The sequence below is a fragment of the Massilia sp. Se16.2.3 genome (genome assembly GCF_014171595.1).
GTDB lineage: Bacteria > Pseudomonadota > Gammaproteobacteria > Burkholderiales > Burkholderiaceae_D > Telluria.
In genome coordinates this window covers 3305422-3327558 of record NZ_CP050451.1, presented here as the reverse complement: position 1 = coordinate 3327558, position 22137 = coordinate 3305422, and the positions used below count along the sequence as shown (strand labels likewise).

Here is a 22137-nt window from a genome sequence, read left to right as displayed (position 1 = left end):
CTATGGCGACTGGGACGACAGCTTCCCGTCGGTCAGCCTGAGCCAGGCCGAGTTCTCGCTGCTGAACGACCTGCGTGCACTGGTGGTGCGCGCGGTCGAGCGCCGTACCCAGGTCGAGGTCGCGGCGCTCAAGCCCCCGACAGGACCCGCGCCGCTTCCTTGTCGGATCAGGCGCCGTGCGGCCCGATGCGCGGCGTGTCCACCACCACGTCCCCGCACTGGGCGCGATGCATCAGCGCGTGGTCGATCAGCACCGGGCCAGCATGGCCTCGGCAATCGGCGTGGCGCGAATGCCCACGCAAGGGTCGTGGCGGCCGAAGGTTTCCACCAGGCCTGGCACGCCGGCCTTGTCGATCGAGCGGCGCGGCACCCGGATCGAGGAGGTCGGCTTGATCGCCAGCGAGACCGTGATGTCCTGGCCGGTCGAGATCCCGCCCAGCACGCCGCCGGCATGGTTGCCGACAAAGCCTTCGGGCGTGAGTTCGTCGCCATGCTCGGAACCCTTTTGCGCGACCGAGGCGAAGCCGGCGCCGATCTCGACGCCCTTGACCGCATTGATCCCCATCATCGCGTAGGCGATGTCGGCATCGAGCTTGTCGTAGATCGGCTGACCCCAGCCCACCGGCAGGTTCGATGCCACGACGTCGATGCGCGCGCCGATCGAGTCGCCGGCGCGGCGCAGGTCATCCATATAGGCTTCCATCCGCGCCAGCAGCGCCGCGTCGTCCGTCGCGGCGAAGAACGGGTTATGGGCCACGTGCTCCCACCCGCGAAAGGGCACCTCGATCTCGCCGAGCTGGCGCATGCAGCCCATGAAGGCGACGCCATGGCGCTCGCGCAGCCATTTCCTGGCCACCGCGCCGGCGCCGACGACCGGTGCCGTCAGGCGCGCCGACGAACGGCCGCCGCCGCGCGGGTCACGCACGCCGTACTTGTGCCAGTAGGTGTAGTCGGCGTGGCCGGGACGGAAGGTCTCGACGATGTTGCCGTAGTCCTTGCTGCGCTGGTCTTCGTTGGCAATCAGGAGCGCGATCGGGGTGCCCGTGGTGACGCCTTCGTAGACACCCGACAGGATCTGCACCCGGTCCGCTTCCCGGCGCTGGGTCACGTGGCGCGAGGTACCGGGCTTGCGGCGGTCGAGCTCCGGCTGGATGTCCGCCTCGGACAGGGCCAGGCCCGGCGGGCAGCCGTCGATGACGCAGCCGATCGCGGGACCATGCGATTCGCCGAAGGTGGTAACGGAAAACAGCTTGCCGAAAGTATTGCCGGACATGGTAGGCGCAGTAGGGTGAAAAAATCCATTTTACCAGCCGGCGCGGGGCTTGGTATGGGGGCCGCTCGCCGGGCTGGCAAGCGGGGCTGTTGCCGAAATCCGGCATATTTTTGCCGTAGCGCAATATTCGACCTATCAACTCGGCAATTCCGGCTATACTGGATCAGTAAAGTATGTCGAGCCCATCCTGGAGACGCAAGAACAATGCCCGCATCGATACCGCCGGGTGACGCCGCCGCGCACGACCACCTGGTATTCCTGGACGAGCCACAAGAAGGCATGCCCGTGGCCGGCAAACGGCCGGCATGGCGCATCCTGATCGTCGACGACGACGCCGACGTGCACTCGACCACCACCTTCGCCCTCGCGGGCCTGGAGGTACAGGGCCGCACGCTCGAATTCCTGCACGCCTATTCGGCCCGCGCGGCGCGCTCCCTGCTCGAACGCGAGTCCGACATCGCGGTGATCCTGCTCGACGTCGTGATGGAACAGCCCGACGCCGGCCTGCACCTGGTCCGTCACGTGCGCCAAGCCACGGGCCTCGCCGACGTGCGCATCATCCTGCGCACCGGGCAACCCGGGTACGCGCCGGAGATGGACGCGATCCGCGACCTCGACATCAACGACTACCGCACCAAGTCCGAACTCACCCGCACCAAGCTCTATACGACCGTGGCCGCGGCCGTGCGCTGCTACCAGCAACTGCAGGCGCTCGGCTATGGCCGTGCCGGGCTCGAACGCATCGTCCATGCCGGGGCCGAGCTGATGACGCTGCACGGCGCCCGCGACGTGGCGCGCTCGGTGCTGGCCCAGGCCGCGGCCCTGCTCGGCCAGGAGCCCGGTGGCGTGCTGTGCTTCGACGACGCCGGCCAGCTGCGCGTGATCGGCGCGGCGGGCGAGGCCCGTTCGCTGGAAGGAACGACGCTCGCGGCCCACGCCCACCCCGCCTGGCCGCGCTTGCGCAGCAAGCGCTGGCGGCGCGCAAGGCTCGCTTCGCGCCGGATTGCCCGGCACTCTACTTCGCCGGCAAGTCGGGACGCGAGTTCGTTGCCGCCGTCGACCTCGCCGCACCGGCAAGCGAAGGCGCCAGGCGCCTCCTGAACGTGTTTGCCAGCGTCGTCTCGGTGGGCCTGGACAACGTCGAACTGGTGGGCCGCCTGAACGCGGCCGCCTTTACCGACCCTTTGACGCGCCTGCCGAACCGCACGCGCCTGGTCGAGGCGCTCGACGCCGCCGTCGCCGCCGCGGGCGAACACGACGCCACGCTGGCCCTGGTCGACCTCGACCATTTCGCCGAAACCAACGACGCCCTCGGCCATGGCTTCGGCGACCTGCTGCTGGTGGCGGTGGCCCAGCGCCTGCAGCAGCAGCTCGACCCTCGCCTGACGGTGGCGCGCATCGGCGGCGACATCTTCGCCGTGCTCGGCGACAGCGCCCTCAACACCCCGGAAGCGCTGGACGCCCTGTTCGCTGTCCCCTTCTCGATCGACGGCCAGGACGTCCAGGTCTCGGGCACCTTCGGCCTGGTGCGCCTGGCTGAACATGACGGCAGCGGCGCCGACGCCCTGAAGGACGCCGATATTGCGCTCAAGCGTGCCAAGACCCAGCAGCGCGGCGGCCACTTCTATTTTTCGCGCGGCATGGGCGTGGAGATCCGCGAACGCGTGCGCCTGATGCATGCGCTGCGCAGCGGCTTCAAGGGCGGCGAGCTCTACCTGGCTTACCAGCCCCAGGTGGACCTGGCCACCCATCGTCCTTTCGGCGCCGAGGCGCTGCTGCGCTGGCGCACGGCCGACGGCCGGATGATTCCGCCCGACCGTTTCATTCCGATTGCCGAGTACTCCGGCATGATCGTCGAGATCGGCGCCTGGGTGCTGCGCGAAGCCTGCGCCGAACTGGTGCGCCTGCACCAGGCAGGCCATGAGGCGTTCACGATGTCGATCAACGTCTCGCAGGTGCAGTTCCGCCATCCGCACTTCGTCGAGGTGCTGCGCCGCGCCCTCGACGAGACCGGCGCGCCGCCGGAATACGTCGAGCTCGAGATCACGGAATCGATGGCGATGGAAGAGCCGCAGCAGCTCGCCGACCTGCTCGCCCAGGTCAAGCGCACCGGCGTGTCGATCGCGATCGACGATTTCGGCACGGGCTTCTCGTCGCTGTCGCACCTGCAGCGCCTGCAGGTCGACCGCCTGAAGATCGACCGCGCTTTTGTCACCGAAATCACGGGCTCGGCACGCGGCAGCAGCATTGCCGAGATGGTGATCCAGCTGGGCCGCAACCTGGGCTTGTCGATCGTTGCCGAAGGGGTCGAGGACGAGCGCCAGGCGCAGATCCTGCATGCGCTGGGCTGCCCGCTGGCGCAGGGCTACCTGTTCGCGCGGCCGCTGGCGCCGCAGGACTTGCTGGCGTGGCTGGGACAGCAGCCTGTGGAGCGCGCGGCTTGATGGGGACGGGTGGCCGCGGCGCGCATGCGAGCCGCGGCGAGGCAAACGGCGTTCGACCGCGTCGAGTCAACCAGGCGCGGGCCTGATTGACGAGCAGCCCACCCTGGCTTGCCTCAGTCTTCGGCAGCCTGCTCGGCCGGCCAGTCGCGGATATAGGCCTTGAGCATGCGGTTCTCGAAGCTTTGCGCTTCCAGCACCGCACGTGCGACGTCGTAGAACGAGATCACGCCCAGCAGGGTCTTGGCATTCATTACCGGCAGGTAGCGCGCATGCTTTTCCAGCATCATGCGCCGCACTTCGTTCACTTCGGTGTCGGGCGTGACGGTGATCGGGCTGTCGTCCATGTGCTTGCGCACCGTGCCGGCACCGAGGGCGCCGCCATTCGCGTGCAGCACCTTGATGACTTCGCGGAAGGTCAGCATCCCGACCAGGTCGCCATACTCCATCACCACCAGGGAACCGATGTCCTTCTCGGACATCGTGTTCACGGCATCGGCCAGGAGCGTCTCGGGCGTCACCGTGTAAAGGATGTTGCCCTTCACCTGCAGGATCTCTGAAACTTTCATATTGGCCACCCCGGCGTCAGTTGGCATTTCTGTTGGAATATTCACTGTAAGTTGTTCTATCTACTTTTGTCTAAGGCATAACACGAATGTAGCCTAAGCCTAGCAGAAAATCCAGGTTTGCGAGGGAACAGCCTGCGCCGGGATAGCGCGAGCTGTCGCCGCCAGATGAAAGAATGCTACGATGCCGGCCATCATTATTGCCTAGATGAGCCATCCATGAGCGGTCCACGATATCCCGGCTTCGATACGCTGTCGCTGCACGCAGGCGCCTCGCCCGATCCGGCAACCGGCGCGCGCGCCACCCCGATCCACTTCACCTCCTCGTTCGCTTTCCGCGATTCCGACCATGCCGCTTCCCTGTTCAACATGGAACGCAGCGGCCACGTCTACTCGCGCATCTCGAACCCGACCAATGCCGTGCTCGAGGAACGCATCGCCGCGCTCGAAGGCGGTGTCGCCGGCATCGCCACGGCCAGCGGCCAGGCGGCGATGCACCTGGGCTTGTGCACGATCGCCGGAGCCGGCTCGCACATCGTCGCCTCGAAAGCCCTGTACGGCGGCTCGCACAACCTGCTGGCCTATACCCTGAAACGCTTCGGCATCGAAACGACCTTTGTCGACCCGCGCGACATCGATGCCTGGCGCGCGGCGATCCGGCCGGAGACGAAAGTCCTGTTTGGCGAAACGCTCGGCAACCCCGGCCTGGACGTGCTCGACATCCCGCGCATCGGCGCGCTCGCCCATGAACACGACCTGCCGCTGATGGTCGACGCCACCTTCACCACGCCCTGGCTGATGAAGCCCTTCGATCTCGGCGCCGACCTGGTCTTCCACTCGGCTACCAAGTTCCTGTGCGGGCACGGTACCGCGATCGGCGGCCTGCTGGTCGACGGCGGCACCTTCGACTGGCAACGCGCGTTCGAACGCAGCGGGCGCTTCGCCGAACTGTGCGCGCCCTACGAGGGCTTCCACGGCATGGTGTTCACGGAAGAATCCACGGTCGGCGCCTTCGCCCTGCGCGCGCGCCGCGAGGGCCTGCGCGACTTCGGCGCAACCATGAGCCCGCATAATGCGTTTGCCATCCTGCAGGGCATCGAGACGCTGGGCCTGCGTATGGAGCGCCACGTCGCCAACACGCGCCGCATCGTCGAGTTCCTGCTGAGCCACCCGATGGTCGACTCGGTCTCCTACCCGGAGCTAGGCAGCCACCCGGACCACGCGCTGGCAAAGACACTGCTGCCCAAGGGTTGCGGCGCCGTCTTTACCTTCAACCTGAAGGGCGACCGCGCCGCGGGCCGCCGTTTCGTCGACAGCCTCCAGGTGTTCTCGCACCTGGCCAACGTGGGCGATGCCAAGTCGCTCGTGATCCACCCTGCCTCGACGACCCACTTCCGCGTCCCCTCTGACCAGCTGGCCGCGAGCGGCGTCACGGAGGGCACGATGCGCCTCTCGGTCGGACTGGAAGATGCGGACGACCTGATCGACGACCTGGCACGCGCGCTCAAGGCGGCGCAGAAAGGAGCTTGAGCATGATCCTCGACATCCATGGCAAGGCCGCCTATTGCTACACGGGCGGCAGGGCCTTCGACGCGGCGCTGCCGACCGTCGTCTTCATCCACGGCGCCCAGAACGACCACTCGGTCTGGGGCCTGCAATCGCGCTGGTTCGCACACCACGGCCATGGCGTGCTGGCCGTCGACCTGCCGGGGCACGGACGCAGTGCCGGGCCGGCACTTGGCAGCGTCGAGGAGATGGCGGACTGGCTGCTGGCGCTTCTCGACGCGGCGGGCGTGGCGCGTGCCCTCCTCGTCGGCCACAGCATGGGCTCGCTCATCGCGCTGGAGGCCGCGCATCGCCAGCCGGCGCGCGCATCGGCCCTGGCCATGCTCGGCACGACCTACCCGATGAAGGTGTCCGACGCCCTGCTCGCCACCGCCCGCGACGACGAGCCGGCGGCGATCGACATGGTCAACATCTGGTCGCACTCGAGCATCGCGCACAAGCCGTCGAGCCCGGCTCCGGGCTTTTCAGTGCTGGGCGGCGCGCGCCGGCTGATGCAGCGCATGTCGGCGCTCAATCCCGAGGGCCTGTTCCATACCGACTTTGCCGCCTGCAACAGCTATGCCAACGGCGAAGCGGCGGCGCGCGCCCTGGCCTGCCCGGTCCTGTTCATCTTCGGACGCAAGGACATGATGACCCCGGCCCGCTCGACCAGGCTGCTCACGGGTGCCGTCGCCCGTGGCACCATCGTGCAGGTCGACGCCGGCCACTCGTTGATGAGCGAGCAGCCCGATGCCGTGCTCGACGCACTGGCCGCATTTGCGACGACACGCCCCCAGGAGACGACAGCATGAATTTCGCCGAGTTCTATCCCTACTACCTGACCCAGCATGCCGACCGCCGCTGCCGCCGCGCCCACTTCATCGGCACCACCAGCGCCTTGGTGGCGCTGGTCACGGCCGCTGTGAGCGGCAACGCCTGGTGGATCCTGGCTGCGCTCGTCTTCGGCTATGGCGGCGCCTGGGTCGGCCATTTCTTCTACGAGCACAACCGGCCCGCGACGTTTGCGCAGCCGTGGTTGTCGTTCAAGGCGGATTGGGTGATGTATTGGGAGATGCTGACGGGGAAGTTGAGCTGGTAGGGGTGGCTTGCGGCGATCTGGTTCACCGTAGGGTGGGCACTCGTGCCCACGCGGCATGGTACCGATGAGAATTCGGGCCGCGAGCGACGTCGGGGTGCATCGCGACCGGGATCGGGCCGTTCGATTGCTCACCCGTGCCATCCCGCGTGGGCACAAGTGCCCACCCTACGAACGTCGGGCCCTGCGCTTACCATCAGGCGTTTCGAACAATCATCCGGGCCATGCATCAAGCACGGGCGAAATAGGCGGCAATCGGCTCCTCCAGCCCCTCCTCCACTGCGGTTTCCACCTGGCGTGCCAGCGCCGCCGTATCGAGCGACAGGTTCGAACCCGCCACCGGCCGGGCCGCCGGCGACAGCGCTGCTTCCGCCCCACCGAACACGAACAGGCGATACACCTCGGCCACACGCAATTTTTCCGGATCGGCCAGCAGCACCCAGGCATCCTGCCCGCTGCGGGCGGTCGCGCGCCAGATGCCCTGGCTGGACGCCTCGACCTGCACCCGGCCGACCCAGCCTGCACCAACCATCTGCTCCAGCAGCAGGCTCAGCTCGTCGTAGCCGATCCGCGTATGCGCGCGCAAGGCGCTGCTCGTGACCAGCGCGGAGCCGGTCGCATGCGCGCCGCCATGCAGCACCTTGAGCACCGCCATTGCGTCGATGAATTCGCCGCCCGGCGCCGGCACGTGCCACCAGCGCTCGTACTTGACGATCGGCAGGGCCGCCGCCAGCACGGCGCCCACCAGCGTGATCAGCCAGGAGAGGTACATCCACACCAGGAACAGCGGCAGCGCCGCCAGCGCGCCGTAGATGATGGCGTAGGTGGGGAACTGGCGGATGAAGAGCGCGAAGAGGCGCTTGGCCAGTTCAAACGCAAGTGCCGCAGCCAGCGCGCCGCACAGCGCGTCGCGCCAACCCACGCGTCGGTTCGGCACCGTCACGTACAGCAGCGTGTAGGCGCCCGTGGTGAGCGCCACCGAAGCGAGCATCGAGAAGAAGGCGCCAACCATCGGCGCGGCGCGCGTGATGCCGTCGGTGGCCGTGAACAGCTGGGCGGTAAGGGTGATCGACAGGCCGAACAGCAGCGGCCCCAGCGTGATCAGGGCCCAGTACACCAGCACGCGCTGGGTCAGCGGACGGGGGCGGCGCACGCGCCAGATGCGGTTGAACACCCGTTCGATCATGCCCATCATCGTCGTCGTGGTGAACAGCAGGACGATGGCGCCGAGCAGCGAGAGGCCCTTGGCCTTGCTGGCGAACTGGGTCAAATTCGAGATGATCGTGCTCGAGATCGCCTTCGGAATCAGGGCCTGGGCGAAATACGTCTCCAGGGCCGTGCGGAGCTGACCGAAAATCGGAAACGTGGTAAAAATGGCCAGTACGATCGTCAGCAGCGGGACCAGCGCAAGGGTGGTGGTAAAGGTCAGGCTGCCAGCCACTTGCGGCAGCATTTCTTCGCGCAGGCGGCGCCGGGCGAAGCGGACCAGGTCGAGTGCCTCGTGAGCGCTCAGGCCGCGTACGCGCTCGACGCTGCTGGCATCCACGCCCTTGAAGAGGCCGGCTGTGGAACGGGATATCGCGTTGACGGTTTTGGAAAGCATGTCGTTTTCAGGATTCGTGCGGGCCCGTGTCCGGGGGGTGCTCCAGCATGTGCCTCGGCAGGGTCGCTTATGCGTGCCGCTTGTGCATGCGGCTTACGGATACAGCTTGGCGAGTGCCGCGCGTTCGATCCGTCGATGGCCTGATCGTGCCCCGACGCTGGACCCAAGGCGCGCACCCTGATTCATCAAGCAAAGCATTCTATAATATCAACGATGAACCCGACTACCCTGACCATCCTCGTGTTGTACTACTCGCGCCACGGCGCTACCCGCAAGCTGGCCGAACTGGTCGCGCAGGGCATCGAAAGCGTGCCCGGCGCGGAAGCGCGCCTGCGCACCGTGCCCGCGGTCTCGACCGTGACCGAGGCGACCGCCCCGAGCATTCCCGACGGCGGCGCCCCCTGTGTCGAACTGTCCGACCTGGCCGAATGCGCCGGACTGGCCCTGGGTTCGCCCACGCGCTTCGGCAACATGGCGGCGGCCATGAAATACTTCCTCGACGGTACCGCGGCCGAATGGCTGGCCGGCACCCTGTCGGGCAAACCGGCGGTCGTGTTCGCCTCCACGGGCAGCCTGCACGGCGGCCAGGAAGCCACCCTGCTGTCGATGATGATTCCGCTGCTACACCACGGCATGATGGTGATGGGCCTGCCCTACACCCATCCGGAACTGATGAATACTTCCAGCGGCGGCAGTCCCTACGGCGCCACCCACTGGGCCGGCATCGATGGCGACAAGCCGGTCACGGAAGACGAGAAGCGCCTGGCGATCGCGCTTGGACGCCGCCTGGCCGACGCCGCCGCGCGCCTGCAAGGCGCATCGCAACCACAACCCCACGGACCACGCTGATGCAAACCCCGAAGATCTTCCTTGGTGGTGCCATTGCCAGCCTGCTCTGGCTGATCGGCTGGCTGGTGGCCTGGGAAATGTGGGTCGCCCCGCTGCATCCGGGCGGCTCGCTGCTGGCACTGAAGGCCTTGCCGCTGCTCGTTCCCCTGCGCGGTGTCTTCAAGCGCGACCTCTACACGCTGCAATGGTCGTCGATGGTCATCCTCCTGTATTTCGCGGAAGGCGCCGTCCGCGCCTGGAGCGACAGGACCGAGCTCTCGCGCATGATGGCGATGGGCGAGGTGGCGCTGGTCTGCATCTATTTCGCCTGCGCCCTGCTCTACCTGCGCCCCTACAAGAAGGCGGCGCAAAAGCTGGCCAAGGAGTTGCTCGACAAGGTGAAAGTACCGCATGACTGAGGACGCATGACGGATGAATTGCTCAAGCGCTGCCGCGACATCGTCGGCGCGTCCTGGGTGCTGGCCGACGAGGCGGCGATGGCGCCCCACCTCACCGACTGGCGCGGCCGCTTCACCGGCCGCGCGCGGGCCGTCCTGCTGCCATCGAACACCGCCGAGGTCGCGCAACTGGTGCGCGCCTGCGCGGAACATCGCGTGCCCATCGTGCCCCGGGGCGGGCGCACCGGCCTGGTGCTGGGCAGCGTGCCAGATGCCAGCGGCGCGGCCGTGGTGCTGTCGCTGCGGCGCTTGAACCGGGTGCGGGCCGTGGACGCCACCAACCGCACCATCACCGTCGAAGCCGGCGCCATCCTGCAAAGCATCCAGACGCCGCGGCCGCCGCCGGCATGCTGTTCCCGCTGTCGCTGGCGGCCGAAGGCAGCTGCACCATCGGCGGCAATCTGTCGACGAATGCCGGCGGCACCGCGGTGCTCCGCTACGGCAATACGCGCGAACTCTGCCTGGGCCTGGAAGTCGTCACGCCGAAAGGCGAGGTCTGGGACGGCCTGCGCGGCCTGCGCAAGGACAATACCGGCTACGCGCTGCGCGAACTCTTCATCGGCGCCGAAGGCACGCTCGGCATCATCACCGGCGCCGTCCTGAAGCTGCATCCGCAACCGAAGGCCTCGACCGTCGCCCTGGTGGCACTGGAATCGGCCGAGGATGCGCTGGCCCTGCTGTCGCTGATGCAGGAGCGCTGCGCTTCCAGCCTGACGGGTTTCGAACTGATGTCGGACTTCTGCCTGCACCTGGTCGCCACCCACTTTCCCCACCTGCCGCGCCCCTTCGACGGGCGCCATCCGCAATACGCCCTGCTGGAAGTGTCGAGCAGCGAATCGGAAAGCCATGCGGTCGGAATGCTGGAAAACGCGATCGAAGCGGCGCTCGAGACCGCGATTGCCGGCGACGCGGTGGTGGCCACCTCGATGGCGCAGTCGGGCGGCCTCTGGCAGCTGCGCGAACACATTCCGCTGGCCCAGGCCAGTGCCGGCAAGAACATCAAGCACGACGTGTCGCTGCCGATCTCGCGCATCGCCGAATTCATCGCGACCACCGATGCAAAACTCGCGGACGCCTTTCCCGGTTGCCAGGTGGTCTGCTTCGGCCACCTCGGCGACGGCAACCTGCATTACAACGTCGCCCCGGGCGAGGGCGTGGCGCACGACGCTTTTCTTGCCCATCAGTCAGATATCAACCGCATCGTCCACGACAGCGTGGTTGCCTTCGGCGGCTCGATTTCGGCCGAGCACGGGATCGGCGCGCTCAAGCGCGAAGACCTGAAGCGCTACAAGGACCCGGTCGAACTGGAGATGATGCGTGCCATCAAAGCCGCGCTCGACCCGCTCGGCATCATGAACCCCGGCAAAATCCTTTGAACCCGGGAGAACATTGATGAAGAATTTCATGACGGTATTGGTTTTGTGCGCGTTCGGTAGCGGCGCGGCGGCGCAGACGGTGTACAAGTGCACCTCTGACGGCAAGGTCAGCTACGGCGAACGGCCCTGCGCCGCCGGCACGACGGCAGTCGTGCCGTCGCCAACGCCCGGCGACCCGGCCGCGGCGGCGGCACGCCTTGCACGCCAGAAGGCCGTACTGGAAGAGGTCGACAAGCAGGAACAGGTGCGGCTGGTGCGCCTCGAGAAGGAGATGCGCGAGCGCCTGAAGATGCAGCGTGCCGATGCGGCGGCGCGCAAGAAGTGCGAACACCTGCGCCTGAAGCAGCGCTGGGCCCGCGAAGACCAGGCCCGGACGGGCGGCCAGGCCGGCCAGGTCCTCAGCCTGAAAGCACGGCGGCAGGCCGAAGCACTGGCGGTGGAATGTCCGGGCTGAATCCGCTCTCACGCTGGCTGCTGCTCGGCGAGTGGCGTGCGCATCCGGTGCGCGCGCTGCTGGCCGTGGTCGCCATCGCCGTCGGCGTGGCGATGGGCTTTGCCATCCACCTGATCAATGCCGCCGCCTTCAACGAATTCTCCAGCGCGATCAAGAGCCTGTCGGGCCAGGCCGACGTCCAGGTGCATGGACGCGAAGCCCTGTTCGACGAAACCGTCTATCCGCGCCTGGCCCGATACGAGGGCGTGGCGATCGCCTCGCCCGTGCTCGAACTGCAGGCGGCGGTGCCGAAAGCCCGGGGTGCGCTGCGCCTGGTCGGCATCGACGCCCTGCGCGCACCCTACATTGCGCCGGACCTGCTGGGCGTACCGAGCGACGGGCGCGCCGGCGATTTGCTGGACGACCGCAGCGTCTTCCTGTCGCCGGCCGCCCAGGCCTGGCTCGGCACCCGCTCCGGGGGCGAGCTGGTGCTGCGTGCCGGCACCCGCGACTTCGCCCTGCGCGTGGCCGGCCCCGTGCAGCGCGCCCGGCCAGGGCAGCGTTTCGGCGTGATGGACATCGGCGCCCTCCAATGGCGCTTCGGCCAGCTGGGCAAGCTCTCGCGCGTGGACCTCAAACTACGACCGGGCGTGAACCGCGGGCAGTTCCAGGCCCGCCTGGCCGCCGACCTGGGCGGGATTTTCCCGGGCGCTTCCGCGTCGGCCAGCCGAACGACAGCGAACAGCAAAGCCGCAACAACAACCTGAGCCGCGCCTACCGCGTCAACCTCACCGTGCTGGCCCTGGTGGCCCTGTTCACCGGCGCCTTCCTCGTGTTTTCGACCCAGGCGCTGTCGGTGATGCGCCGCCGCAGCCAGTTCGCGCTCCTGCGCGTGCTCGGCGTCGAACGCGGCGGCCTGCTGCGCCAGGTGCTGCTGGAAGGCGCCAGCCTGGGCATCATCGGCGCACTCCTCGGCGTCGCGGGCGGCTATGCGCTGGCGGCGCTGGCCCTGCGCTTTTTCGGCGGCGACCTCGGGGCCGGCTACTTCCCGGGCATCAAGCCGCAGGTGGTGTTCACGCCGCTGGCCGCCTGCGTGTTCTTCGGCCTGGGACTGGGTGTCGCGCTGCTGGGCTGCCTGGTGCCGGCCCTGGAGGCTGCCCGCGCCCGCCCCGCCGTCGCCCTCAAGTCGGGCAACGACGAGGTGGCGCTGGCGCGCCTGGCGCGGGCCTGGCCCTCGGTGGTGTGCCTGCTGGCCGCTGCCGCCTGCGCCTTCGCGCCGCCGGTATTCGAGCTGCCCCTTTGGCTACTTCGCCATCGGCCTGCTCCTGATCGGTGGCATCGGCCTCATGCCGCGCCTGGCCGGCAGCAGCTTCCGCCTGCTCGAGCGCCTGTTCCTGCGACCGGGCCGGCGCATCTCGCCGGTGCTGGCCCTGACGCTGGCGCGCCTGGCGAATGCTCCTGGCCAGGCCTCGATCGCGCTCGGCGGCGTGCTGGCCAGCTTCAGCCTGATGGTCGCGATGGGGATCATGGTCGCCAGCTTCCGCGTGTCGGTGGACGATTGGATCCGCCACATCCTGCCGGCCGACCTGTATGTGCGCACGGCCGCCGCGGGCAGCTCCGGTTTCCTCGGCAGCGCCGAACAGGAAGCGATCCGGCGCGTGGCCGGGGGCGGCGCGGTGCAGTTCCTGCGCACGCGGCCGGTCTCGCTGGCGGCGGACCGGCCCGACGTGGTCCTGATCGCTCGCGACATCGATGCGACGGACCCCGGCAAGCTGCTCTACCTGGTCGGCGAATCGCAGCCGGTGCCGCCTGGGGCGCGCCCGGCCTGGGTCTCGGAGGCGATGCTCGACCTGTATGGCGTGCGCGTCGGCCAGCCGCTGACGGTGCCGCTGGGCGGGAAGCCCACGCCCTTCCTTGTCGCCGGCGTCTGGCGCGACTACGCCAACCAGACCGGATCGATCGTGGTGCGCCTGTCGGACTACCGCGCCGTCACCGGCGCCCGGGAAGTCACGGACGCCGCCATCCATGCGGAGAATGACGCGGCGCTGGCGCGCATCGAGCGCGAGCTGCGCCGCCTGCCGTTCGGCCCGGCGCTGCAGCTGGCGCGCCCCGGCGAAATCCGCGCCGCCAGCCTGCAGATCTTCGACCGCAGCTTTGCCGTCACTTACCTGCTGGAAGCGATCGCCATCGTCATCGGCCTGTCGGGCGTGGCCGCGACCTTCTCGGCGCAAACGCTGGCCCGCGCACGCGAATTCGGCATGCTGCGCCACGTGGGCGTCACCCGCGGCCAGGTGCTGGGCATCCTTGCCTGCGAGGGCGGCCTGCTCACCAGCCTGGGCGTGGCCTGCGGCTTCGCGCTGGGCCTGGTCATCAGCCTGATCCTCGTCTTCGTCGTCAACCCGCAGTCCTTCCACTGGACCATGAGCCTGCACCTGCCCCGGGGCCTGCTCGGCACCGTGGCGGCGATATTGGTCGGGGCCTCGGTGGCGACTGCGCTCGTCTCCGGGCGCTATGCATTGTCCGGCGGGCCGGTGCGCGCCGTCAGGGAGGATTGGTGATGCGCTTCGTTCTCGTTTTGCTGCTCCTGCTGGCGCAAGCCTGCCTGGCCGCGCCGCCGGTCTTCGCTCCGGTCAAGCCGGGTGTCGCGCTGGCCTATCCGCGCGACTTCGGCGCCCATCCGGACTTTCGTACCGAGTGGTGGTACGTCACCGGCTGGCTCACCACCGCCAGCGGCAAGCCACTCGGCTTCCAGGTGACCTTCTTCCGCAGCCGCACCGAACACGACCCGGCCAATCCGAGTGCGTTTGCGCCGCACCAGCTGGTGATCGGCCACGCGGCCATTTCCGACCCCGCGCTGGGGCACCTCGTGCACGACCAGCGCAGCGCCCGCGCCGGCTTCAACCTCGCCTGGGCCAAACCGGGCGACCTCGATGTGAAGCTGGACGACTGGCGCATGCTGCGCGGCGCCGACGGCAACTACCGCGTCAGCGTGGGCTCGGCGGAACTGACGCTGGAACTCACGCTGGCGCCGACCCAGCCGCCGCTGGCACAGGGCGAAGGCGGCTACTCGCGCAAGGGGCCGGCCGCGCAGCATGCCAGTTACTATTACAGCCTGCCGCAGCTGCGTGTCAGCGGCAAGGCCGGGCGCGCGGGCAAGGTACAGGACGTGACGGGCAGCGCCTGGTTCGACCACGAATGGTCGAGCGAAGCGCTGCAGCCCGAAGCCAGCGGCTGGGACTGGATCGGGGCGAACCTGGACGACGGCTCGGCGCTGATGGCTTTCCAGGTCCGCGCCGGGGACGGTGCTAAACTATGGGCCCGGGGCATGCTGCGCACGAAGGGCGGCAAGGTGACGCGCTACGCGCCGGAGGCGGTGCGCTTCGCGCCACGCACACTCTGGCGCTCCCCGCGCACCAATGCCGAGTATCCGGTGGCGACGACGATTACCCTCGGCGGCACGCGCTGGCAGATCGACCCGCTGCAGCCGGACCAGGAACTCGACTCGCGCCGCTCGACCGGCGCCGTCTACTGGGAAGGCGCCGTGGCGGTGCGGCGCGAGGGCGTACCGGCCGGCCGCGGCTACCTCGAGATGACGGGCTATGTGCGGCCGATGAAACTTTGAACCGAGCGACTGAAACACTAACAAGCAAGCGACGCGAATATCACTGCAACACGACAAGCGCGCGACAACCAGCGACACGATGAACAAGCGTTCCGACAGCACCACCATTCCAGCAAGCCCGGCTGCCAGCACAGCGGCACATGCCGCCGGCGGCAGCAAGGCTCCCGCCAAGGCCGGCCCGGAAAAGGGCAGCCTGGCTGCCTTCAAGGGGCTCCTGCCCTTCCTGCTTCCCTACCGCCGCCAATTCATCCTGGCCGGGATCGCCCTGCTGTTCGCGGCCGGCGCCACCCTCGCCATTCCGGCCGCCTTCAAGCGCATGATCGACCTCGGCTTCGGCGGGGCCGCCACCGGTAGCGGCATCCACCATATCGACGCCGCCTTCCCGGGCCTGTTCGCCGTGGCCGCGGTGCTGGGCGTGGCCACGGCCGCGCGCTTCTACATGGTGTCGTGGCTGGGCGAGCGCGTCACCGCCGACATCCGCAGCGCCGTCTACCGCCACGTGGTGCACCAGAGCCCCGCCTTTTTCGAGACCACGCAAACGGGCGAAGTGCTCTCGCGCCTGACCACCGACACGACGCTGATCCAGACCGTGGTCGGCACCAGCATCTCGCTGGCCCTGCGCAATACGCTGCTGTTCGTCGGCGGCCTGGCGATGCTGTTCGTGACCAGCGCCAAGCTGACCGCCATCATCCTGGGCCTCCTGGTCGGCGTGATCGTGCCGATCGTGCTGTTCGGCCGCCGCGTACGCAAACTCTCGCGCGATTCGCAGGACCGCATCGCCGACGCCTCGGCGCTCGCCGGCGAAATCCTGAACGCCATGCCGACCGTGCAGGCCTATACCCACGAGGGCATCGAGGCGCAACGCTTCGGCCATTCCGTCGAAGGCGCGTTCAGCGCCGCCATGCAGCGCATCCGCGCGCGCTCGCTGCTGACCATGATCGCCATCGTGCTGGTCTTCGGCAGCATCGTCTTCGTGCTGTGGCTGGGCGCGCACGCGGTCCTGCGCGGCAGCATGACCACCGGCGACCTGGGCCAGTTCATCCTGTATGCCTCGATCGTGGTTTGTTCGATCGGCGCCCTCTCCGAGGTGCTGGGCGAAGCGCAACGCGCCGCCGGCGCCACCGAGCGCCTGCTGGAACTGCTGGCCGCACGCTCCGACATTCGCAACCCTGCGCACCCGCGCCCGCTGCCGGCACGTTCGTCGAACGGCGCGGCACTCGCGCTGAACGACGTCACCTTCGCTTACCCCTCGCGCCAGGACACGGCCGCGCTGTCGCACGTGTCGCTCGATATCAGCCCAGGCGAGACCGTGGCCGTCGTCGGCCCGTCCGGCGCCGGCAAGACGACCCTGTTCCAGCTGCTGCTGCGCTACTACGACCCGCAGGCGGGCGCCATCCTGCTCGATGGCGTCGACGTGCGCGACCTCGACCTGCACACGCTGCGCGGCGCGATCGGCATCGTCCCCCAGGACACGGTGATCTTTTCAAACGACGCGATGGAAAACATCCGCTACGGCCGGCCGGAAGCGAGCGACGAGGAAGTGATTGCGGCGGCACGCATGGCCGCCGCCCACGAATTCATCGAACGCCTGCCCCTGGGCTACCGCTCCTTCCTGGGCGAGCGCGGCGTGCGCCTGTCGGGCGGCCAGCGCCAGCGCATCGCGATCGCGCGGGCGCTGCTGAAGAACCCGCCGCTGCTGCTGCTGGACGAAGCGACCAGCGCGCTCGATGCCGAGTCCGAACGCCTGGTGCAGGGCGCGCTGGAAGCGGCCATGCTGGGGCGCACCACCGTCATCATCGCGCACCGCCTGGCGACCGTGCAGCGCGCCGACCGCATCGTCGTCATGGAAGACGGCCGCGTGGTCGAGACGGGTACGCATGCATCGCTGGTGGCGCAGGGCGGCATCTATGCCAACCTGGCGGCGCTGCAGTTCCATAACGTGCACGTGGAGCACTAGGAGAATCGATCGCGCACCGAAGGGTGGAGTCCTGACTCCACGCGTGCTGCGCCTCGCACATCCGGGCCGGCGCCCGCCTTGCTCGCACAACCCGCGGCGGCACTCGTGCCCACGCGGTCGTGCGCATGCCTGGTGCAAGGCCCGCAACGATGGCATTGGCAGATCGGCCGGTGATACCGCGTGGGCACGGGTGCCCACCCTACGCCACGCCGCGGGCCGTTCGGATGCAACCGTGCCGGGCCATACGAATGCCACATGCCACACCATTCCAAAGACGATGCGTTCGGTGTAGAGTTGCAGCCCTCACGAGGAGCCCATCTTGCTTGATGCTGAACTGATCCGCCGCTGCCACACCGTCTTCCCCGGCCATCGCGCCCGCACCCCCGCCGAGACCTTCGCCGCCATGGCCGACTGGTGCGAACGCCACGGCGTCGAGCACGACGTCTACGGCAGCGGCGCGCTGATCGAGTCCTTCGAGGACAAGGTCGCCGCGCTGCTCGGCATGGAGGCGGCCGTGTTCTGCGTCAGCGGCACCATGGCGCAGGTGACGGCCCTGCGCCTGGCCTGCCAGGACCGCGCAAACGCCCCGGCGGCGCTGCATCCGACCTCGCACATCTTCGTCCACGAACGTTCCAACTACCAGCTGCTCGGCCACTTCGACGCGCTGCAGGTGGGCGAGCGCACGCGGCCATGGATGGTCGCCGACCTCGCAGCCGTGCCGGACCGGCTGGGGGCCGTGGGCATCGAGATTCCGATGCGGGAAATCGGCGGCCAGGTGACGCCCTGGATTGAACTGGAAGCGATCAAGGCCCATGTCAGGGCACGCGGCGCCCACCTGCACATGGACGGTGCGCGCCTCTGGGAAGCAGCCGCCGGCTATGGCAAGAGCGTGCAGGAGATCGCCGCCGGTTTCGACTCGGTGTATGTGTCGCTCTACAAGGGCATTGGCGGCTTGGGTGGCGCCATGCTCGCCGGCAGCCGCGAGTTCGTCGATCGATCGGCCGAGTGGTTCCGGCGCCAGGGTGGCAACGTGATCCACCGCTCGCCCTACGTCGTTGCCGCCGCGATGCAGTTCGACGCGCGCCTGGCGGCAATGCCCGACTACTTCCGCCGCACCCAGTTCCTGTACGAGGCGCTGCGCGCGCATCCGGTCATCCGCGTCAACCCGGCTCTGCCTGCCGCCAACATGCTCCACCTGCACCTGCCTGTCTCGCGCGAGCGCGCGCTGGCGATCCGTGCGGAACTCGCCGAACGCCACGGCATCTGGATGTTCAACCGCGTCAGTCACGGCGTGCTGCCGGACACGAGTTACTTCGAGCTGTACGTCGGCGACAACCTGCTGGACATGCCCGAGGCGCGGCTGGTCGAGGCCCTCGCGACATTCGCCGGTGCCCTGACATCGGCTACAATGGCGCGTTTATCCTGAAGGGCTCGCGATGCGCCAATACCTCGACTTCATGCGCCATGTGAAAGAGCACGGCACACTCAAGACCGACCGCACCGGCACCGGCACGCTGTCCGTGTTCGGGCACCAGATGCGCTTCGACCTGCAGCAGGGCTTTCCGCTGGTGACCACCAAGAAGGTGCACCTGAAGTCCATCATCCATGAACTGATCTGGTTCCTGCAAGGCTCGACCAACATCGCCTACCTGAAGGAAAACGGCGTTTCGATCTGGGACGAATGGGCCGACGCCAACGGCGACCTCGGCCCGATCTACGGCTACCAGTGGCGCAACTGGCCGACCCCGGACGGTGGCCACATCGACCAGATCAGCCAGGTGCTCGAACAGATCCGCGGCACCCCGGACTCGCGCCGCATGATTGTGTCAAGCTGGAACGTGGCCGACATCCCGCAGATGAAGCTGCCGCCCTGCCACGCCTTCTTCCAGTTCTATGTGGCCGACGGCAAGCTGTCCTGCCAGCTCTACCAGCGCAGCGCCGACATCTTCCTCGGCGTGCCCTTCAACATCGCGTCGTATGCGCTGCTGACCCACATGATGGCGCAGCAGGCAGGCCTGGAGGTGGGCGACTTCGTCTGGACCGGGGGCGACTGCCACCTGTATTCGAACCATCTCGAACAGGCGGAGCTGCAGCTGTCGCGCGAACCGCACCCGCTGCCGAAACTCGCTATCCGGCGCAAGCCCGATTCGCTGTTCGACTACCGTTTCGAGGATTTCGAGGTCGTCGACTACGTGTCGCATGCAGGGATCAAGGCGCCGGTGGCGGTATGACCGCGCCAGAAGCCGGCGCCGATATCACGATCGATATCCCCGAGCCGCGGGAGGTCCTGGTGCACGCAACCAGGAGTGGCCTGCCGGAGATCATCGTGATCAACAAGGCGCTGCTCGCCTTCCCCCATACCGAGGTATTCTGCTGGCACCTTGTGGTGACGCTGGATGCTGTCGACCTGATCGACAGTGGCATGCCCAGTCCGGCCGACAGCGCGCTGCTGTTCGAGATTGGCGACGAGATCGATGCGGCCCTGCATGCGGCGCGCACCAACAACGACGCGCCCAACGTGCTGTTCCTGGCACGCAGCACCTGGAATGGCCAGCGTGAACTGATCTACTATGTGCACGATCCGGAGCTGGCCCACGCCGCGCTGCAGTCGCTGATCGACAGCCGCGCCTGGGAGCGCGAGTGGAGCTTCCGCATGGAAGGCGACGCGGCCTGGGAGAAGGCCGGCCATGTATTCCAGGTCTTTCCCGCCATCGACGGCCTGGCGTCCTGATTCCGCCTGTCCGGATGCGCATCGGCACCCTCCAGGCGATTTCGCTGCGGCCGACGCGCAAGCGCGCGCCCCAGCAGGCTGACAGCGCACATGCGATCGCCGGGTTCGGGCTGGAGGGCGACGTCCACGCGGATGTCCACTCTCCGCGCCAGCTGCTGCTGGCCGATGCCGCCGTCTACGCAGACTATGCCCTGCCGCCGCACGCGCTGCGCGAAAACCTGCTGGTCGACATCGCGTCGCTCGCGTCCGGCACCGTGCTGCAGGTCGGCGCGGACGTGCGCCTGCGCCTGATGTTCCAGTGCGAAGCCTGCGGCCAGCTCGACCTCATGCAGCCGGGCCTTGCGCGCAGGATCGGGGCCCGGCGTGGTGTGCTGGCGCGCGTACTGTCGGGTGGACTCCTGCGCCGCGGCGACGCCGTACAGGACCTCGGCATACTGCAGCCAACGTGGCCGGACGACTGGCGTGAGCGGGTGCGGCGCGTGCTGGGCGCGGTGCCGCCCGATGCCGTCGTCGGGTATGCGCAGCTGGCGCGCCTGGCCGGTATCCAGTCCAGCTACTGCCGCGCGTTCCCGCGGCTGCTGGAGAAACTGGGGCCAGCGTATGCGGGCAAGGCAGTCACCGCGCAGTCAGCCAGCGTCATGGAAAGATGGGATGGCCGTGGATTATTCGACCAGGCCTAATCGTCATCATCCGATCTGCTGTCAAAGAAGGACTCAATCTCCGCCTCGTTGCAGGTCGTTGCAGCAGCCTCGGGCCTCGTCGCCCGGCCCGCTTTCGGAGGCTTGCGACGCCTGGCGGATTTCCTCGCCGCTTTCGCAGGTTTACTCGCCGGCCCGGGCCCGTCGCGATAGTGCGACGGCAGCTTGTGCACCTCCAGATCCGGCCGCAGCGCCTGGAGGCGCGCCCTGAGGGCGGCGAGCAGCCGGCCATCGCCGCTCAAGCCGACGCGGACAAGACGGACCGTATCCCAGCGGCGGTGGCTGCTCGGCTTCAAGCACAGCTTCAGGTAGGCGCCGCCCTTATCCGACGGAGCCTGGCAATACTCGATCCTTTGTACCTCGGCCAGATCGAAACCGCGCCAGCGATACCAGCTCGTCACGTCGAGTACCCGCACCGTGCTGCCATTGAACTGCACCCGCTGCAAGGTCTTCACCAGCTCGCGCACGATCAGCGTCGCAAAAATCGCCGGCAGCACCGGAGCGAACGCTGACTCGAGCGATATCCATTCCCAGTCCACCAGAACAGCGAAGAGCAGCTGACCACCCGCCGCGAGCAATAGCGCGTGCTCTTCATGCACACTCGTAAAGCTCAGCGCCTTTTCCGTCGATTCCATCATGCCTCCGTTTTGCGCCAGCCGGCACCGCCGCCAGCCCGGCAGTAAGCTTTCCACGGAGCCCCATCGGGCGTGCTGAGATAACACAGGAGCGAAGGCTGCTCATCCCGCAGGCTTGACAGGAAGATTCACTGGCGACACCATCGCGGCTTACGATTATCCAAGTGACAAGGACCACGACATGCGCGCTCTTCCCTGCTCTACCCTTCTCTTGCGCGTGGTGACGCCATGACCCGGCTGACGCTCGTGGTCGCCATCGACGCGCAACGCGGCATCGGCATCGACAACCAGCTTCCCTGGCACCTGCCGGAAGACCTGGCGCACTTCAAACGCGTGACGATGGGCCAGCCGATCATCATGGGCCGCAAGACCTTCGAGTCGATCGGGCGGCCCTTGCCGGGACGGCGCAATATCGTCGTCACCCGCAACGGCGACTGGCGCCATGATGGTGTGGATGCCGTGAGCTCGCTGGAAGCGGCGATCGGGCTCGTGGGCGAAGAGCCGGCCAGCATCATCGGCGGCGCGCAGATCTTCGAGGCGGCAATAAGCCTGGCCGACCGCATGATCGTTACCGAGATCGCGCACACCTTCGCCTGCGATACCTTCTTCCCGGCGATCGACCCGGCCGTGTGGACGGAATTGGCGCGCGAGCAGCATCGTTCGGAGACGAATGGCTTCGATTACGCCTACGTGACCTACCTGCGCAAACCGTAGGGTGGACGGCGCGCCTGCCGCGGGTCGCTCTGCCGCCCGGGCCCTGCCGCCTACCCTACGGCGCGCCGCTCCCGTGCCCAACTCGTTACCCTAATAAAAAAATGTTCACCGGGCAGCGGAATTTCTGCGAAAATCCGCTTCTTATTTTTCGGTGCCGTGCG

Annotated in this window: 19 protein-coding genes and 4 pseudogenes; 19 read left to right on the top strand and 4 right to left on the bottom strand. The window is 67.9% G+C overall.

Annotated features, from left to right (window positions below):
* Positions 1-167 precede the first annotated feature (167 nt).
* Positions 168-1273, bottom strand: a pseudogene (aroC, locus tag G4G31_RS15185) (chorismate synthase).
* Between aroC and G4G31_RS28495 the strand changes: the two are divergent.
* Positions 1217-2367 (top strand): annotated as a pseudogene (locus G4G31_RS28495) (DUF3369 domain-containing protein); the annotation flags it as partial. The pseudogenes aroC and G4G31_RS28495 sit on opposite strands and share 57 nt — an antisense overlap.
* A gap of 9 nt (positions 2368-2376) precedes the next feature.
* Entirely contained in the window at positions 2377-3717 is a 1341-nt protein-coding gene (locus G4G31_RS28485) for a bifunctional diguanylate cyclase/phosphodiesterase (RefSeq protein ID WP_308622174.1), read from the top strand.
* Positions 3718-3830: 113 nt separating this feature from the next.
* Here G4G31_RS28485 and G4G31_RS15175 read toward each other — a convergent pair whose 3' ends face one another.
* The gene (locus G4G31_RS15175; protein ID WP_182988377.1) at positions 3831-4283 is read right to left on the bottom strand and encodes a CBS domain-containing protein; all 453 of its coding nucleotides are present in this window, start codon (positions 4281-4283) and stop codon (positions 3831-3833) included.
* A 216-nt stretch (positions 4284-4499) separates the two neighbouring features.
* Here G4G31_RS15175 and G4G31_RS15170 point away from each other — a divergent pair, with 216 nt between their 5' ends.
* Genes G4G31_RS15170 through G4G31_RS15160 form a run of 3 tightly spaced genes read left to right on the top strand, consistent with a single transcriptional unit; the run spans position 4500 to position 6924 of the window.
* Complete coding sequence (locus G4G31_RS15170) at positions 4500-5810, top strand: O-acetylhomoserine aminocarboxypropyltransferase (RefSeq protein WP_182988376.1); 1311 nt, start codon at positions 4500-4502, stop codon at positions 5808-5810.
* Positions 5811-5812: 2 nt separating this feature from the next.
* On the top strand, positions 5813-6637 hold the full coding sequence (locus G4G31_RS15165; RefSeq protein WP_182988375.1) for an alpha/beta fold hydrolase: 825 nt from the start codon (positions 5813-5815) through the stop codon (positions 6635-6637).
* Positions 6634-6924, top strand: coding sequence for a DUF962 domain-containing protein (locus tag G4G31_RS15160; protein ID WP_182988374.1), 291 nt, complete (start codon positions 6634-6636; stop codon positions 6922-6924). Before G4G31_RS15165 ends, G4G31_RS15160 begins: the two co-directional genes overlap by 4 nt.
* 226 nt (positions 6925-7150) lie before the next feature.
* Here G4G31_RS15160 and G4G31_RS15155 read toward each other — a convergent pair whose 3' ends face one another.
* Positions 7151-8524 (bottom strand): YihY family inner membrane protein, encoded by a 1374-nt coding sequence (locus tag G4G31_RS15155; protein WP_182988373.1) that lies wholly within the window; start codon positions 8522-8524, stop codon positions 7151-7153.
* A gap of 213 nt (positions 8525-8737) precedes the next feature.
* Here G4G31_RS15155 and wrbA point away from each other — a divergent pair, with 213 nt between their 5' ends.
* The 13 genes and pseudogenes from wrbA to G4G31_RS15100 all read left to right on the top strand — a co-directional run bounded on the left by wrbA (position 8738) and on the right by G4G31_RS15100 (position 20609).
* The gene (wrbA, locus tag G4G31_RS15150; protein ID WP_182988372.1) at positions 8738-9373 is read left to right on the top strand and encodes an NAD(P)H:quinone oxidoreductase; all 636 of its coding nucleotides are present in this window, start codon (positions 8738-8740) and stop codon (positions 9371-9373) included.
* Positions 9373-9771 carry a DUF2069 domain-containing protein gene (locus G4G31_RS15145; protein WP_182988371.1) on the top strand — a complete coding sequence of 133 codons (399 nt, stop codon included), beginning with the start codon at positions 9373-9375 and terminating at the stop codon, positions 9769-9771. The genes wrbA and G4G31_RS15145 overlap by 1 nt, the downstream gene beginning before the upstream one ends.
* 6 nt (positions 9772-9777) lie before the next feature.
* Positions 9778-11186 (top strand): annotated as a pseudogene (locus G4G31_RS15140) (FAD-binding oxidoreductase).
* A 16-nt stretch (positions 11187-11202) separates the two neighbouring features.
* Positions 11203-11640 carry a DUF4124 domain-containing protein gene (locus tag G4G31_RS15135; RefSeq protein ID WP_210283910.1) on the top strand — a complete coding sequence of 146 codons (438 nt, stop codon included), beginning with the start codon at positions 11203-11205 and terminating at the stop codon, positions 11638-11640.
* Positions 11628-12386, top strand: a complete 759-nt coding sequence (locus G4G31_RS29185; protein ID WP_374011243.1) for a hypothetical protein — start codon at positions 11628-11630, stop codon at positions 12384-12386. The genes G4G31_RS15135 and G4G31_RS29185 overlap by 13 nt, the downstream gene beginning before the upstream one ends.
* A 26-nt stretch (positions 12387-12412) precedes the next feature.
* A pseudogene (locus tag G4G31_RS29180) lies at positions 12413-12724 on the top strand (FtsX-like permease family protein); the annotation flags it as partial.
* A gap of 241 nt (positions 12725-12965) precedes the next feature.
* Positions 12966-14177 carry an ABC transporter permease gene (locus tag G4G31_RS29175; RefSeq protein WP_374011242.1) on the top strand — a complete coding sequence of 404 codons (1212 nt, stop codon included), beginning with the start codon at positions 12966-12968 and terminating at the stop codon, positions 14175-14177.
* Positions 14177-15241 (top strand): lipocalin-like domain-containing protein, encoded by a 1065-nt coding sequence (locus G4G31_RS15125; protein ID WP_182988369.1) that lies wholly within the window; start codon positions 14177-14179, stop codon positions 15239-15241. The genes G4G31_RS29175 and G4G31_RS15125 overlap by 1 nt, the downstream gene beginning before the upstream one ends.
* A 79-nt stretch (positions 15242-15320) precedes the next feature.
* Positions 15321-17198 carry an ABC transporter transmembrane domain-containing protein gene (locus G4G31_RS15120; protein ID WP_182988368.1) on the top strand — a complete coding sequence of 626 codons (1878 nt, stop codon included), beginning with the start codon at positions 15321-15323 and terminating at the stop codon, positions 17196-17198.
* Positions 17199-17517: 319 nt separating this feature from the next.
* On the top strand, positions 17518-18624 hold the full coding sequence (locus G4G31_RS15115) for a low specificity L-threonine aldolase (protein ID WP_182988367.1): 1107 nt from the start codon (positions 17518-17520) through the stop codon (positions 18622-18624).
* A gap of 10 nt (positions 18625-18634) precedes the next feature.
* Entirely contained in the window at positions 18635-19429 is a 795-nt protein-coding gene (gene thyA / locus G4G31_RS15110) for a thymidylate synthase (RefSeq protein WP_182988366.1), read from the top strand.
* Complete coding sequence (locus G4G31_RS15105; RefSeq protein ID WP_182988365.1) at positions 19426-19929, top strand: DUF695 domain-containing protein; 504 nt, start codon at positions 19426-19428, stop codon at positions 19927-19929. Before thyA ends, G4G31_RS15105 begins: the two co-directional genes overlap by 4 nt.
* Before the next feature lie 14 nt (positions 19930-19943).
* A complete protein-coding gene (locus tag G4G31_RS15100; RefSeq protein ID WP_229425015.1) occupies positions 19944-20609 on the top strand; it encodes an MOSC domain-containing protein in 666 nt (221 codons plus the stop codon).
* Here the strand turns inward: G4G31_RS15100 and G4G31_RS15095 are convergent.
* Positions 20606-21262, bottom strand: a complete 657-nt coding sequence (locus tag G4G31_RS15095; RefSeq protein WP_182988364.1) for a hypothetical protein — start codon at positions 21260-21262, stop codon at positions 20606-20608. The genes G4G31_RS15100 and G4G31_RS15095 overlap by 4 nt on opposite strands.
* A gap of 228 nt (positions 21263-21490) precedes the next feature.
* On the opposite strand from G4G31_RS15095, the gene G4G31_RS15090 reads away from it, so the two are divergent.
* On the top strand, positions 21491-21976 hold the full coding sequence (locus G4G31_RS15090; RefSeq protein ID WP_182988363.1) for a dihydrofolate reductase: 486 nt from the start codon (positions 21491-21493) through the stop codon (positions 21974-21976).
* The last annotated feature ends 161 nt before the right edge of the window (positions 21977-22137 follow it).